Annotated in this window: 14 protein-coding genes; 8 read left to right on the top strand and 6 right to left on the bottom strand. The window is 65.7% G+C overall.

Features of this window, described 5'->3' with window-relative positions; genetic code table 11:
- Positions 1-179: 179 nt before the first annotated feature.
- Positions 180-1,028 carry a carboxylating nicotinate-nucleotide diphosphorylase gene (nadC, locus tag NRG74_RS22490; RefSeq protein WP_257705417.1) on the top strand — a complete coding sequence of 283 codons (849 nt, stop codon included), beginning with the start codon at positions 180-182 and terminating at the stop codon, positions 1,026-1,028.
- 118 nt (positions 1,029-1,146) lie between these two features.
- On the top strand, positions 1,147-1,368 hold the full coding sequence (locus NRG74_RS22485) for a hypothetical protein (protein ID WP_017640681.1): 222 nt from the start codon (positions 1,147-1,149) through the stop codon (positions 1,366-1,368).
- Here the strand turns inward: NRG74_RS22485 and NRG74_RS22480 are convergent.
- Positions 1,356-1,604 carry a hypothetical protein gene (locus NRG74_RS22480; RefSeq protein ID WP_257705411.1) on the bottom strand — a complete coding sequence of 83 codons (249 nt, stop codon included), beginning with the start codon at positions 1,602-1,604 and terminating at the stop codon, positions 1,356-1,358. The genes NRG74_RS22485 and NRG74_RS22480 overlap by 13 nt on opposite strands.
- Positions 1,576-2,427 carry a formyltetrahydrofolate deformylase gene (gene purU, locus NRG74_RS22475; protein WP_017640683.1) on the bottom strand — a complete coding sequence of 284 codons (852 nt, stop codon included), beginning with the start codon at positions 2,425-2,427 and terminating at the stop codon, positions 1,576-1,578. The genes NRG74_RS22480 and purU overlap by 29 nt, the downstream gene beginning before the upstream one ends.
- Before the next feature lie 300 nt (positions 2,428-2,727).
- On the opposite strand from purU, the gene mvaT reads away from it, so the two are divergent.
- The gene (gene mvaT, locus NRG74_RS22470) at positions 2,728-3,111 is read left to right on the top strand and encodes a histone-like nucleoid-structuring protein MvaT (RefSeq protein WP_017640684.1); all 384 of its coding nucleotides are present in this window, start codon (positions 2,728-2,730) and stop codon (positions 3,109-3,111) included.
- Between the two features lie 272 nt (positions 3,112-3,383).
- Here the strand turns inward: mvaT and sbcB are convergent, their stop codons facing one another.
- Complete coding sequence (gene sbcB, locus NRG74_RS22465; protein WP_257705410.1) at positions 3,384-4,838, bottom strand: exodeoxyribonuclease I; 1,455 nt, start codon at positions 4,836-4,838, stop codon at positions 3,384-3,386.
- Positions 4,839-4,947: 109 nt separating this feature from the next.
- Here sbcB and NRG74_RS22460 point away from each other — a divergent pair, with 109 nt between their 5' ends.
- Genes NRG74_RS22460 through NRG74_RS22450 form a run of 3 tightly spaced genes read left to right on the top strand, consistent with a single transcriptional unit; the run spans position 4,948 to position 7,947 of the window.
- The gene (locus NRG74_RS22460; RefSeq protein WP_257705409.1) at positions 4,948-6,165 is read left to right on the top strand and encodes a DUF4350 domain-containing protein; all 1,218 of its coding nucleotides are present in this window, start codon (positions 4,948-4,950) and stop codon (positions 6,163-6,165) included.
- Complete coding sequence (locus NRG74_RS22455) at positions 6,143-7,138, top strand: AAA family ATPase (RefSeq protein WP_257705407.1); 996 nt, start codon at positions 6,143-6,145, stop codon at positions 7,136-7,138. Before NRG74_RS22460 ends, NRG74_RS22455 begins: the two co-directional genes overlap by 23 nt.
- Complete coding sequence (locus NRG74_RS22450; protein ID WP_257705406.1) at positions 7,135-7,947, top strand: hypothetical protein; 813 nt, start codon at positions 7,135-7,137, stop codon at positions 7,945-7,947. The genes NRG74_RS22455 and NRG74_RS22450 overlap by 4 nt, the downstream gene beginning before the upstream one ends.
- Here the strand turns inward: NRG74_RS22450 and NRG74_RS22445 are convergent.
- Both NRG74_RS22445 and NRG74_RS22440 read right to left on the bottom strand, forming a co-directional pair.
- Positions 7,932-8,294, bottom strand: a complete 363-nt coding sequence (locus NRG74_RS22445; protein WP_026083800.1) for a PilZ domain-containing protein — start codon at positions 8,292-8,294, stop codon at positions 7,932-7,934. The genes NRG74_RS22450 and NRG74_RS22445 overlap by 16 nt on opposite strands.
- Before the next feature lie 56 nt (positions 8,295-8,350).
- Positions 8,351-8,737, bottom strand: coding sequence for a tetratricopeptide repeat protein (locus tag NRG74_RS22440; RefSeq protein WP_017640690.1), 387 nt, complete (start codon positions 8,735-8,737; stop codon positions 8,351-8,353).
- A 286-nt stretch (positions 8,738-9,023) separates the two neighbouring features.
- Between NRG74_RS22440 and pyk the strand changes: the two genes are divergently transcribed.
- The gene (gene pyk / locus NRG74_RS22435) at positions 9,024-10,475 is read left to right on the top strand and encodes a pyruvate kinase (protein WP_007162037.1); all 1,452 of its coding nucleotides are present in this window, start codon (positions 9,024-9,026) and stop codon (positions 10,473-10,475) included.
- A gap of 94 nt (positions 10,476-10,569) precedes the next feature.
- Here pyk and NRG74_RS22430 read toward each other — a convergent pair whose 3' ends face one another.
- Positions 10,570-10,743: a hypothetical protein gene (locus tag NRG74_RS22430; RefSeq protein ID WP_173148919.1), complete on the bottom strand. Its 174-nt coding sequence runs from the start codon at positions 10,741-10,743 to the stop codon at positions 10,570-10,572.
- Between the two features lie 121 nt (positions 10,744-10,864).
- Here NRG74_RS22430 and NRG74_RS22425 point away from each other — a divergent pair, with 121 nt between their 5' ends.
- The gene (locus NRG74_RS22425) at positions 10,865-13,480 is read left to right on the top strand and encodes a DEAD/DEAH box helicase (RefSeq protein ID WP_257705399.1); all 2,616 of its coding nucleotides are present in this window, start codon (positions 10,865-10,867) and stop codon (positions 13,478-13,480) included.
- The last annotated feature ends 63 nt before the right edge of the window (positions 13,481-13,543 follow it).

Genomic DNA, 13,543 nt, shown 5'->3' with positions numbered 1-13,543 from the left:
CATTATTTGCTCTGCTAAGGCATCGACCAATCGGCATCTGCACAGTACATGACAGGGTTCACAAGGCACCTGTCGGTCAGCGCCTGCCCATCAAATAATTCAACGTTGTCTATCTCAGATCGTCAACCTCACCTAAAGTTGCCCGCTCGCCTCCTGCAGCCCCTTTTCGGAGTCTTTTCATGTCCAGCGCTACCCTTGCCGATCTCGCCCAGGTCATCACCGATAACGTCGCCGCCGCGCTGCGCGAAGACGTCGGCAGTGGCGACCTTACGGCGGGCTTGATTCCCGCTCACCAACAGGCACGCGCGCGGATCATCACCCGTGAAGCCGCAGTGGTGGCGGGTACGGCCTGGGTCGACGAGGTGTTCCGGGTGCTGGATCCCGCGGTCGAGGTCCGCTGGCAGGTGGCGGACGGCGACCGGGTCGCGCCCGACCAGGTGCTGTTCGAACTTCAGGGCCCAGCCCGTGCCTTGCTCACCGGCGAGCGCAGCGCGCTCAATTTCCTGCAGCTGCTGTCCGGCACCGCCACCCGCTGCCGCCACTATGCCGACCTGGTGCAGGACACCGCCGTACGGCTGCTGGACACTCGCAAGACTCTGCCCGGCCTGCGCCGCGCCCAGAAATACGCGGTCACCTGCGGCGGTTGCTACAACCACCGCATCGGCCTGTTCGACGCCTTCCTGATCAAGGAAAACCACATCGCCGCCTGTGGCGGCATCGCCCAGGCCGTGGCCACCGCCCGGCACTTGGCGCCAGGGCGCCCGGTGGAGGTCGAGGTGGAAAGTCTGCAGGAGCTGGAACAGGCCCTGACCGCAGGCGCGGACATCGTAATGCTGGACGAGCTGAGCCTGGCCGACATGCGCACGGCGGTCGCCCTGACCGCTGGCCAAGCCAAGCTGGAAGCCTCGGGCGGCGTCAACCAGGACACCCTGCTCGGCATCGCCCAGACCGGCGTCGACTACATCTCCATCGGCACCCTGACCAAGGACGTCAAGGCCATTGATCTGTCCATGCGCATCCTGGATTGAGTGGGATAGGCAAAGGGCGTCGCGGCGGCTAGACTCCGCAGCCGCGCTTCCTGCGCACCGGCTTCGAGCGGTCCTGACGACCGCTCGCCTCTCGCGACACTCGAACAAGATCGAACCCGTGACCAAAGATCAACTTCGCGCTGAACTGGAACGCCAGGCCCAGCGCTATCAGGATGTCTACGGTGGCGAAATCGTCACCTACGCCGCGCAACCCAAGCCCGATCGCAAACCCTGGAAGAAACGGCCGACCGTGCAGGACGAGGTGTTCGCCTCGGAAGTGCGCAAGATCGCCGATCTCAAGGCCAAGACCAGCGCCGAAGCCGCCGCTCAGGACAGCTGAGTCGCGTCCGTATCCCCACTGTCCGGGGCGTTTATCGCGCTGTCCTGGGTGTCTTGTGGTGCCTGCAGTTGCCGCCACAGCGCCGCGGCGGCACTGAAATCGGCGCCGCCCTCCTCCGCCATGGCCTGCAGGTCATAGCGGGCGAGGCAGCCCTCGCCCAGCCGTGGCGGCGCCGCTGCGGTACCCGGCTCCGCAGGACGCTCGCTGTCAGTCGAAGATGACGGTCTTGTTGCCATGGACCATGACCCGCTCTTGCAGGTGGTATCTCAGGCCGCGGGACAGCACCATCTTCTCGACGTCCTTGCCCAGGCGCACCATGTCTTCGACGTTGTCCCGGTGGCTGACGCGTTCCACGTCCTGCTCGATGATCGGCCCGGCATCCAACTCTTCGGTCACGTAGTGACAGGTGGCGCCGATCAGCTTGACGCCGCGCTGCGCCGCCTGGTGATAGGGCTTGGCACCAACGAAGGACGGCAGGAAGCTGTGATGGATGTTGATTACCTGGTGGGCATAGCGTGCGCAGAGATCCGGCGGCAGGATCTGCATGTAGCGCGCCAGCACCACGGTATCCGCCTGATGCAGCTCGATCAGCCGCGACACCTCGTCGAAGGCCGGCTGCTTGTCGGCGGGATCGACCGGCACGTGGAAGAAGGGAATGCCGTGCCATTCGACCATGCTGCGCAGGGTGTCGTGGTTGGAGATGACGCAGGGAATCTCGCAATCCAGCTCACCACTGTGCCAGCGGTGCAGCAGGTCGGCCAGGCAGTGGGATTCGCGACTGGCCATGAGCACCACGCGCTTGCGCTGGGCCGAATCGGTGATTCGCCATTGCATGGAGAATTCCCGCGCAATGGGCGCGAAGGCCTGACTGAAGCCGGCCAGATCGAAGGGCAGTGAATCGGCGCGGATCTCATGGCGCATGAAGAACCAGCCACTCTCCGTATCCGAATGGTGACTCGCTTCGGTAATCCAGCCGTTATAGGTCGCCAGGAAGTTGCTGACCTTGGCCACGATACCTACCCCGTCCGGACAGGCGATCACCAGACGAAACGTTTGCATAGCACAACCTCGAACGAAAAGGGGCTGCATTCTAGGCGCACTCGCGGGCAGCGTCGAGCGGCGCAAGGAACTGCCGCACATGGCTGTACGGCGACGGTAAAGACTTTGCAAAGGACAAGTAATGGCGGACAAGTTCCACTGTCATCTGGTCGAAAGTTGCCCGTCTCCTGGTAATTCCCTTGTTGTGACGACCGCCGCCTTAATTATCGACTTGCCACTCGGACCGTTTACTTATTCCGATAGTCAATCTATGATCGATCCAGACTTTCATCTCTGCATCACTCAGAACAAAGGCCGTTTATGTCGCTCATCAACGAATATCGTCAGACCGAAGAAGCTATCAAGGAACTGCAGGAGCGCCTGAAGTCGCTGCAAGAGGACGACAAACTGCAGCGCGAACTGGAATTCGAAAAGAAACTGCGCGCGCTGATGGGTGAATATCAGAAATCCCTGCGTGACATCATCGGCATTCTCGATACCGAAGCCAAGCCCGCACGCCAGGCGCGTACTGCTAAGTCCAGCAGTGGCAATACCCCCAAGCGTGCTCGTAAAGTGAAGCAATACAAGAATCCGCATAATGGCGAAGTGATCGAAACCAAGGGTGGCAATCACAAGACCCTGAAAGAGTGGAAAGCCAAGTGGGGTTCGGACGACGTCGAATCCTGGGCAACCCTGCTGGATTGATCAGAAGAAACGCCGGCTAGCCGGCGTTTTTTTTTCGCCTGCGTGGTGCGCGGCTAGCTTGGGCTCCGCCGCTTTAAACCCTGGCGCCGTCTCTGCAGTCTTCACCGCTCCTTCGCGTTGGCAGCCCCTCCAATCGCCTTGATCCTGATCACGGCCCTCTCCTGGCCTGCGCTGCCGCAATAAAGAGCCGGCTGGATTCTGTCCTCGACGTGGTGGTCCAGACTCTTTTTCTGTTAACAAAGGTCTCTGATCGACGCCTGTTTATCGCGACTTTATGTCACATCGATAACGGGGTTATCCAAGTGTTGCATCACGCCCCTGACATGGGCTGACCAGGCCTCGATAATCGGCACCAGATCAGCAGCGACCTCAAACCGCAGTTGTTCGGTCAAGGTGAGGAACTGCTTGCAGGTCATATGGCCTTGGCCGTCTTCACCCAGCAGTCGCTGCCGACAGAATTGCCGCCAACGGGCACCCTCTTCCGCCGTCAGCAACTCGGAAAAGTTGCGCGCTCGATAACGAAAGAACAGCTCGGGATGCCGCTCGTCCTGGAACGCCCACGTTCGACTGCCAAGTTGCTCCGCCGGACACTGCTGAACTTGCTCGCAGAGTTGCCGTTCCTGGGCAGAGATGAAGCCGTCGTACAGTCTCAATTCGGCATCCTGTTCTTGCGCTGGAAAGCCGGACGCCTCGGCATAGAGTGCATGCACCTTGGGTTGCCAGTGCGCACGCTGGTCGAGCAGTTGCCGGACGCGCCGCCAGACGGCTGCCAGATCGAACTGCAGGCGCTCCGTATCCACCGGGCGCAGCACGCTGAAGGGCGCTAGAATCGGACACTTGTTGATCTGTACCAGCTTGAGCGGTACCGGTAGTTCACCCTCGGCCAGCGCCTCCCGCCGGGTATAGAGGCGTTCGCGCAGGGCCTCGACGTCCAGTTCCAGCAACGGCTCCGGCGCCAGACCAAGATCACAGACGATCAGCGCATTGCGATTGACCGGATGCCAGGCCAACGGCAGGACGGGGGCCAGAAAGTGCCGCTCGGCGCTGAAGCGCCCAGAGACATGCAACAGAGGTTCGAGCAGACGAATACGCGTCAGCGCTGCCTTTTTCTGACGCTGCGTCCAGAGATAGTCGTAGAGCCTGGGCTGCCGCTGCTTGACCAGGCGCGCCAGGGCCAGGGTCGCGCGGACGTCCGCCAGGGCGTCATGGGCCTGGGCATGGTCGATGCCATTGGCGACGGTCAGGCGATCCAGGCGCAGGGAAACGCGCTGCTCCTCCTGCGGCCAGCTCAGGCTCTCCGGGCGAAAGGCATAGAGCGCCCGGATCAGACCGAGTACATCCCAGCGACTGTTGCCCTGCTGCCATTCGCGGGCATAGGGATCATGAAAGTTGCGGTACAGGCTGTGCCGCACCATTTCGTCGTCGAATCTCAGGTTGTTGTAGCCGACCGTGCAGGTGTTGGGACGCCGCAGCTCCTCGTGCAGGCGCTGGACGAAGTCGCGCTCGCGCAGCCCCAGCCGCTGCAGGGTGGCCGGCAGGATCCCGGTGACCAGGCAGGCCGCCGGATGTGGCAGGACATCCTCGCTCAACCGGCAATGCAGATTGAGCGGCGCCTCGATTTCGTTGAGGTCCAGATCGGTACGCACCCCGGCCACCTGCAGCGGTCGATCCCGCCGTGGATCGATCCCCGTGGTCTCGAAGTCGTACCAGAAGATACTTTGCGTCACACCGCCCTCCCCTAGAATCGGCGCAGTCTAGCATCGTCGTGCGCCTTGCTCCCGAGCGCCCCCACCCGCTAGGCTCTGGCGTCTGTCTACCCGCGTATCCTCTCTTCCCATGCGTTCAGTCGATCGGCTCTCCGCTCGCTCCAGGTGCCGAGGTATCGCCGCACGCCTGGGTGCCGCCGTCTGGGCGCTGACCCTGTCGCTGGCCTGCCTGGCCCAACAGGAGCCGCTGTCCTGCCCCCTGCCGCCGCAGGCCGACAGCGGCCCGGCCAGCCTGCGCCTGACCCATCAGGGACTCGACAGCCACACCGCCCGCCAGCTCGCCACCCAGCTCGCCAGCAGCAGCAACGCCGATCCCCAGGCCCTGGCGGTCGCCTACCTGCAGCACTTCGGCAGCCGGGTGCAACGCGGCCAATCCGAGCAACTCGACGAACTACCCGCCGCAGGCGTCAGACTCTGGCTGGCCGGCAACCCACCGCTGGCGGATTCCCAGGCCCAGGCGTTGCTGGACTGGGTCGAAGCGGGCGGCCATCTGGTGGCCGTCGCCGATGACAGCACCCTGGCGCTCAGCGCGACCCTGGGCGTGCGTCCCATGCCGACCCGCGAGCTGGGCGGCGCCGCCCCGCCGATCATGGCGCTGCCACTCTGGCCCAATCTGACCCAGCTCTATCTCGCCGAGGACGATGCCCCCGCCTATCTCGGCTTCGACGACAGTCGCCACCTGTTCGATGTCGGCGACCAGGCGCTGGCCTGGGCCAGCAGCACCAGCGCCACCCATATGCTGATGCTGCCCTGGGGCGATGGCAGCGTGACCCTGCTGTCGGACACCGACCTCTGGAGCAATGCCCACCTCGGCCAGTACGACAATGCCTGGCTGCTGTGGTATCTGACCCAAGGCGCGCCGGTGACCCTGATCGCTCCCGCGCCGCCGGTCCCGCTGTGGCTAGCGGCCTTGCAACGCTATGGCCTGGCGCTTCTGCTGGTGACGCTGGCAACGGGACTCTGGCTGAGACGCCGGCAGCGGGATCCGGCACCTCGTCGCGACCCCGAGCGCTGGCCCGAATTGATCGCCATTCTGCAGCGCGACATCCAGCGCGAGCTGCAGCGCCGCCGTCCCGAACTCGCCGACCAGGGCGTGGCCGAGCGCTGGCAGCATCTTGCGCGGCTGAGCGGCCTGAGTACCCGCGCAGTGGGCGAGGCGATGCGCCCCAGCCCGACGCGCCTTTCCGCTCGTGACTTCACCCGTCGCATCGCCCAGCTGCGCCTGTTGCGCCTGGCCCTGTGCCCCCCGTTCCCGAGGACTTCCGATGACCGACAGCTACCCTCCTGACGCCGCTCAAGCGGACCCTGGCGAAACCGGCGTCAAGGCCCGCGCCCTGACCCGGCTGCAGGCCCTGCGGCAGGCGCTGCTCAAGGTGCTGCCGCAGCAGGACGCCGCCGTGGAAGGCCTGCTCGCCACCCTGCTGGCGGGCGGTCATCTGCTGCTGGAAGGGCCGACCGGCGCGGGCAAGACGCTGCTGGCCCGCGCCCTGGCCGCCAGCCTGGATGCCGGGTTCGCCCGACTGCGCTGCCATCCGGCGCTGACGCCTGGCGAGGTGGCGGGCGAAATCGTCATGGACGCCGGCAGCGACAGCGCCCGCCTGCGCCGGGGCCCGCTGTTCAATTCCCTGGTGCTGCTCGAAGACCTGCACCGGGCTCCGCCACCGGTCCTCAATCTGCTGGACGACGCCCTGCAAGGTCGCCAGCTGAGCCTGGAAGGCCGCCAGGTACCGCTGCCCACGCCCTTCATGGTGATCGCCACCCGCAGCCCCGGCAGCGACCTGCCCCTGGCGCTGCGGGATCGCTTCCTGGTGCAACTGCGGCTCGAGTGGCCGGCGGAAGGCCAGGAACTCGCCGCCCTGCGCCAGGCCGTGCAACAGGGTCACACCGATCCCCTGGAAGCGGCAGCCCTGCGCCCGCTGCTGCAGGCGCGCGATCTGCCAGCCCTGCAGCGGCTGGTGGCAGGGATCCCGGCGGCGGAGCCGATCCTCGATCATGCCGTGCGCTTGATCCGTCTCACCCGGGAGTGGCCGGCCTTCGAGCAGGGCGCCGGACCGCGCGCCGCCCAGGCCTTGCTACGGCTCGCCCAGGCCCAGGCCTTCCTCCGCGGTGGCGACAGTGTGACGCCCGAGGATGTGCGCTCCCTGCTGCCCGCCGTGTTGCGTCTGCGCCTGCGGCTGACGCCGGAGCGCGAATTCGAAGGCGACAGCCTGGACGGCCAGATCCTCAAGCTGCTGGGACAGTGTCCGGCACCGCGCCCATGATCCGGCGCCGCCTGCCGCTGGCGCTGGTCGCCCTGGCGCTGCTGAGCCTGATCCTAGGGGGATTGGCGCCCCTGCGCTGGCAAGGGCTGCCCGCGACCGGCGCTCTGCTGCTGCTGGGGCTGGCCGTCCTCGAATGGCTGAACGCCCGCCGGCTGGGGACCAGGGGGCATCCGTCGCCTCTCGCGCCTGCATCTCGGGCACGCCTGCGGGCGGACACCACCCTGCACCTGCTGATCGCCGACATGGCTACGCCAGGACAAGGAAAAGCCGGCCGGCCCGAAGACCACCACCAGGCGCTGAGCTTCTGGCGGGCCCTGGCAGCCAGTGGCAATGAGGTGCGGCTCTATGGCCTCGATCCCGAACTGCGCCTGCTGGTGGCCGCCACGCCTGATCGTCCCTTCACGCCAGCCGCCCTGCCGGAGCTGACTGCAGATGCGACGGCCGACCTCAAGGCGGCGCTGACACGGCTCTGCCGCCAGGCGCAGCCCGGCAGTGTCCTGGTAGTCATGGCACCGCTCGATGACAGCCTGGTGGCTTGGCTCGCGCGGCTGGAGCTGGCCCGGCGCGGCCTGCAGCTCTGGCTGGTCGACACCGCGCTACGGCAGATGGCAGAGCCTGGCGACATCCGCACCTGGCGCGATGCCCGTCGCTATGCCGCAGCCTGGCAGACCAGCATTGAAAGCGAGAGAATGGCCGCGCGTCTGGAGCGACGAGGAATTCGCCGGCTGCCCCTCAGCGAAACAGCGGATCTACCCGTTCGCCTGCTGCAGCTGTGGAACGCCGGCGAGCGAAATCAGATCGCCGACTGAGAAAGGCGGCCGAAGGTGAAATAGTGCTGCAGTACGCCGATCAACTCGGCGAATTCGGCTGGCGGTTCGGCGACGCTGAAACCCGAGTCATAGTTGCCCGGCGTCACGTCTTCATGACTCCATTGGCAACGGGCGTCGAAGTCGACGAAGTGCAGCTGGCCGTCCTGGCCCGGAATCTTCAGGCGGAGCTCGAAGCGCGCATTCACCAGCATGGGCAACTGGCTGATCATCAGCAGTCCCTCGCGGGAAATGTTGCCGATGTAGCCCATGGGCTTGTCGGTGAAGCGGTTGAACACCTTCAGATAGTAGGGCAGCTGGTGGCGCTCGATACGACGATTCTGAGTCATGGTGCGATTCATCCTGCACACGGTAAAGCCACGTTACCGACAACGTCCTGGAAAGCTCAGCGCTGCGGTAGTTTTCGCACCGGCTGGGGCGTCGCAACGGCCGTTCCGCCATCTAGCCCCAATTGGCGCAGGGTGTCCAGTCGGGCCTGGGCCCGATAGGCGTATTCGCTGGCCGGAAAACGGACCTGGATGAAACGATAGGTCTGGGCCGCGTCGGCGTACAGTTGCTGCTGCTCCAGGCACTGGCCGCGCAGCATGGAAAACTCCGGTTGCAGCCAGGGCCGTGCCCGGCCTTTGCGCTCAGCCTGGGAGATCTGCAGCAGAGCATTGGTGCAGTCGCCTTCGCTGTAGGATTTATAGGCGGCATCCAGATAGGAATTCATCGAAACGCTGGTGCAGCCGCTGAGGCCGAACAGCAGGAACAGGCAGAGATAAGGGCGCATGAAAAGTCCTCCTGTTCGCTAGATCGGCGCCGGGGCCCGCTTCTTGAGGGCAAACGACCATTGGTGTGACAGAGCTGCGAAAAGCCGTCATGTGCTGGCCACGCGACAGCGCTACAATGAGGTGCGCTCCGTGTTCTACGTCGACTCGGCGCCGAGCACCTGTTCACGCTCTCGCGAGCTAGAGACAAACAAGGCATTTCCAACGCCGTTTGGCCGACGCGCAGCAGATCGTGAACAGGTTCCGAGGCGTCGACTCATGATTGCAATCCGCTAAAGGAAAGACTGCATGATTTATCGCCGTACCAAGATCGTCGCCACCCTGGGCCCGGCCAGCAATTCTCCGGAAGTCCTCGAGCAGCTCATCATCGCCGGCATCGACGTCGCCCGCCTGAACTTCTCGCATGGCACGCCCGACGAGCACCGGGCTCGTGGTCAGCTGGTACGGGATCTCGCCGCCAAGCACGGTCGCCATGTCGCCCTGCTCGGCGACCTCCAGGGTCCGAAGATCCGCATCGCCAAGTTCGTCAACAAGCGCATCGAACTCAAGGTCGGCGATCCCTTCCGCCTGTCCATCGCCCATCCCCGCACCGAAGGCACCGAAGAAGTGGTCGGCATCGACTACCCGGGCCTGGTCACCGACTGCCGCGTGGGTGACGAACTGCTGCTGGACGATGGCCGCGTGGTCCTGCGCGTGGAAGGCATGACCGCCACCGAACTGCATTGCACCACCCTGATCGGCGGCCCGCTGTCCGATCACAAGGGCATCAACCGGCGTGGCGGCGGCCTCACCGCCCCGGCGCTGACCGACAAGGACCGCGAAGACATCAAGCTGGCCGCCTCCATGGAGGTCGACTACCTGGCCGTGTCCTTCCCGCGTGACGCCGAAGACATGCACGAAGCCCGACGCCTGATGGAAGCCGCCGGCGGCAAGTCCTGGCTGGTGGCCAAGATCGAACGCGCCGAAGCCGTGGCCGACGACGAAGCGCTGGACGGCCTGATCCACGCCAGCGATGCCGTGATGGTGGCCCGGGGCGACCTGGGCGTGGAAATCGGTGATGCCGAGCTGGTGGGCATCCAGAAGCGCATCATTTCCCACGCCCGTCGCCTCAACAAGGCGGTGATCACCGCGACCCAGATGATGGAGTCAATGATCAGCAGCCCCATGCCGACCCGCGCGGAAGTCTCAGACGTGGCCAACGCCGTACTGGACAACACCGATGCCGTGATGCTCTCCGCCGAGAGCGCCGCCGGCCAGTACCCGGTGGAAGCGGTCAAAGCCATGGCGCGCGTCTGCGTCGGTGCCGAGAAGCAGCCCACCAGCAAGCTGTCCAGCCACCGCCTGGGCCATACCTTCACCCGGTGGGACGAGAGTATCGCCCTGGCCTCCATCTATGTGGCCAACCACTTCCCGGGCGTGAAGGCCATCATCAGCCTGACCGACACCGGCTACACCCCGCTGATCATGTCGCGCCTGCGCTCCTCGGTGCCGATCTTCTCCTTCGCCTCGAGCCGCGCCACCCAGGCCCGCACCGCGCTGTTCCGCAACGTGCACACCATCCCCTTCGACCCGACCACCATGCCGGCGAACAAGGTGAGCCAGGCGGCGGTGGACGAGCTGCTCAAGCGCGGCATCGTCGAGCACGGTGACTGGGTCATCCTGACCAAGGGCGACAGCTACACCAAGCGTGACGGCACCAACACCATGAAGATGTACCGCGTGGGCGACCTGCTGGTCTGATCCCTGCCGCCGGTCCTTGACCGGCGCTGACGAAAAAGCCCCGAACAGGCGACTGCTCGGGGCTTTTTCTTGGACCAGATAAGACCTGGCTGGCCTAGAAACCGCCCAGGGCGAGGTACGCCAGGTGCAAGGCGGCCGCGCCGAGCACGCCCAGGCTGCAAGCGATCAGGATGCCACGCTGCAACGAGCGCAAGCGCCCTTCCCGTCGGGCCTCCAGGCGGCTGGCCTTGATCAGGGCTACGCTGGCTAACGGTTGTTCACGCATCATCTCGCTCCTCACCCCGTTAAATGCACTATATTCTCATTCTCACATAGATCAAGGGAGTCCGACGAGCGTCCGGCCGACTGTGGCAGAATAGCCGGTTTGGTGCGAACAGCCTGGGTGAACGATGGCGTTACGTTTCGAACGGCTCAAGTGGCAGGACTGGAAAGGCGCCTTCACGGAGCGCAACTACGAGCGTGGTCGGCGACTGGCGCTCGACGGCCTGGTGCAACTGCGCTCGGCCGCCAAGGGCCAGCTCTATGCCGAGTGCCACAGCCCGGCCGGGCCGGCCTATCGGCAGGCGATCAGCCTGCGCGCGGGCGAGACCGCCTGGCGGGTCGACGCCCGCTGCACCTGTCCGGTCGGCCGCAACTGCAAGCATGCCGCCGCCGCCCTCATCGAGCTCGAACGGCTGCAACGCAGTGAGGCCGAATTGCCGGCCATGCCGGTCGCCAATCCGGAGCTGCCGCAACCGGTGCTGACCCTCGGCAGCCATACCCAAATCGATTACGACCGCCATATCGGCAAGATGAGGCCCACGGTGCGCCATCGCGCCGCCCTGGCCTTCGCCTATGGCCCACGGCGGCTGTTCGGCGCCCTGCCCCGCACCCCCGATGCCAGCTATCCCACTCGCCAGCTGCAGGCCGAACAACGCTGGCGGCAGACGCTGCTCGATCACGGGCTGCGCCTGGCGACCCGCCGCAGCGCTGCGCTGCCCGAGGACAGTGGCGAGATGTTCGAACTGCCGGACGACCCCGCTTGGCTCAGATTCGTGCAGCAGGTCATCCCCGGCCTGCGCGAAGCCGGCTGGCAGATCGAAGCCCAGCCCGAATTCACCTTCGATCTGACGCCGGTGGCAGGCTGGTACGGCCACCTCGAAGAGGTGCAGGGCCACACCGCCGCCGATGCTCAGTTCGATGTCGAGCTGGGCATCCGCCTGGGCCAGCGCCGCGTCAGTCTGATTCCGCTGCTGATCGACGCCATCCGCCGCGAACCCTCGCAGTACGAACCGGCGATGCTGGCCAAACGCGCCGACGACGAACCCGTGCTGCTGCGCATCGATCCTCCGCGGGTTACCGGCCAGCAGGGCCGGGTGCAACGGGTCGCCGTGCCCCTGGGGCGACTCAAGCCGATCCTGCAGATCCTTGGTGAACTCTATGCCACCGACCGTCTCAGCCAGGACCGTGCCCTGCGCCTGCCGCGCCTGGACGCCGCGCGCCTGGCCGAACTGGACGAGCGCCTGCCGCTGGAATGGGAAGGCGGCGAACGCCTGAGAAGCTTCGCCGAGCGCCTGCGCAGCTATGCCGCCGAGCCAGTGGTCCTGCCGGACACCCTGCATGCCGAATTGCGCCCCTATCAGCGCGAAGGCGTGGCCTGGCTGCAGGCCCTGCGCGAACTGGACGTCGGCGGCATCCTCGCCGACGACATGGGCCTGGGCAAGACGCTGCAGACCCTGGCGCACATTCTCGTCGAACAGGCCGCCGGCCGCCTGACCGCGCCGGCGCTGATCGTCATGCCGACCAGTCTGATCCCCAACTGGCAGGACGAGATCGCCCGTTTTGCCCCTGGTCTGCGCGTGCTGACCCTGCAGGGCAGCGCTCGCAGCAGTCGCTTCGAGCGCATTCCCGAGCACGACGTGGTGCTCACCACCTATGCGCTGCTGCCCCGTGATGCCGAGCGCCTGGCCAGCTACGACTTTCACCTGCAGGTACTGGACGAAGCCCAGTCGATCAAGAACGCCGCCACCAAGGCCGCCCAGGCCGCACGTCACCTGCGCGCCCGCCATCGCCTCTGCCTGACCGGCACGCCGCTGGAAAACCACCTGGGCGAACTCTGGTCGCAATTCCACTTCCTGATGCCTGGCTGGCTGGGGGACGAGAAGGGCTTCAAGCAGGCCTATCGCATTCCGGTGGAGCGCGAAGGCGATGTGCAACGCCTGGCGGCGCTCAAGGCACGGGTGCGGCCCTTCATGCTGCGCCGTACCAAACAGCGGGTCGCCAGCGAGTTGCCGCCCAAGACCGAGATCATCCAGTTGGTGGAACTCAGCACGGCGCAACGCGAGCGTTACGAAGACCTGCGGCTGCTGCTGGACGAACGCGTCCGCGCCGAGATCGCCCGCCAGGGCATCGGCCGCAGCCAACTGCTGATCCTCGATGCCCTGCTACGGCTGCGTCAGGTCTGCTGCGATCTGCGCCTGGTGCCCAACGAAGACGACAGCGTGGCCAAGCCCTCGGCGAAACTGGCGGCGCTGAACGAACGACTCGACGCCCTGCTGCCCGGCGGCAGCCGGGTCCTGGTGTTCTCCCAGTTCACCAGCATGCTCGATCTCATCGCCGCCGACCTCGATCAGCGCGGCATCGAGTACGTCACCCTGACCGGCGAGACGCGGGATCGGCGCACCCCGGTGCAACGCTTCCAGAATGGCGAGGTACCGGTGTTCCTGCTCAGCCTCAAGGCCGGCGGCAGCGGTCTCAACCTGACCGCGGCGGATACCGTGATCCACTTCGATCCCTGGTGGAATCCGGCCGCCGAGCAGCAGGCCAGCGACCGCGCCTACCGTATCGGCCAGGACCGGCCGGTGTTCGTCTACAAGCTGATCGCCCGCGGCACCCTGGAAGAACGCATTCAGCAGCTGCAACAGGAAAAGGCGCGCCTGAGCGCGGGCATCCTCAGCGAGAACAGCGGCGACTGGCGTCTGACCGAAAGTGACCTGGCCCAGCTGCTGGCGCCACTGGATCGCTAGGCCCCGACCGGCTGGTCATCCTGACGGCGCGGCACCTGGCTCGGCCAGCCGCGTCGCCAGGAG

Origin of the sequence: Pseudomonas oryzihabitans (assembly GCF_024652905.1) — a bacterium.
Classification (GTDB): domain Bacteria; phylum Pseudomonadota; class Gammaproteobacteria; order Pseudomonadales; family Pseudomonadaceae; genus Chryseomonas; species Chryseomonas benzopyrenica.
Note: the sequence above shows the minus strand (reverse complement) of the source record. Positions and strands in the feature narration are given on the sequence as shown.

Coding starts and splice junctions, on each gene's coding strand:
- NRG74_RS22450 (WP_257705406.1), top strand. CDS start 7,135: ATGATCCGGCGCCGCCTGCCGCTGGCGCTGGTCGCCCTGGCGCTGCTG.
- purU (WP_017640683.1), bottom strand. CDS start 2,427: ATGCAAACGTTTCGTCTGGTGATCGCCTGTCCGGACGGGGTAGGTATC.
- nadC (WP_257705417.1), top strand. CDS start 180: ATGTCCAGCGCTACCCTTGCCGATCTCGCCCAGGTCATCACCGATAAC.
- NRG74_RS22480 (WP_257705411.1), bottom strand. CDS start 1,604: ATGGCAACAAGACCGTCATCTTCGACTGACAGCGAGCGTCCTGCGGAG.
- NRG74_RS22430 (WP_173148919.1), bottom strand. CDS start 10,743: ATGATGCGTGAACAACCGTTAGCCAGCGTAGCCCTGATCAAGGCCAGC.
- NRG74_RS22440 (WP_017640690.1), bottom strand. CDS start 8,737: ATGCGCCCTTATCTCTGCCTGTTCCTGCTGTTCGGCCTCAGCGGCTGC.
- NRG74_RS22460 (WP_257705409.1), top strand. CDS start 4,948: ATGCGTTCAGTCGATCGGCTCTCCGCTCGCTCCAGGTGCCGAGGTATC.
- NRG74_RS22425 (WP_257705399.1), top strand. CDS start 10,865: ATGGCGTTACGTTTCGAACGGCTCAAGTGGCAGGACTGGAAAGGCGCC.
- NRG74_RS22455 (WP_257705407.1), top strand. CDS start 6,143: ATGACCGACAGCTACCCTCCTGACGCCGCTCAAGCGGACCCTGGCGAA.
- NRG74_RS22445 (WP_026083800.1), bottom strand. CDS start 8,294: ATGACTCAGAATCGTCGTATCGAGCGCCACCAGCTGCCCTACTATCTG.
- mvaT (WP_017640684.1), top strand. CDS start 2,728: ATGTCGCTCATCAACGAATATCGTCAGACCGAAGAAGCTATCAAGGAA.
- pyk (WP_007162037.1), top strand. CDS start 9,024: ATGATTTATCGCCGTACCAAGATCGTCGCCACCCTGGGCCCGGCCAGC.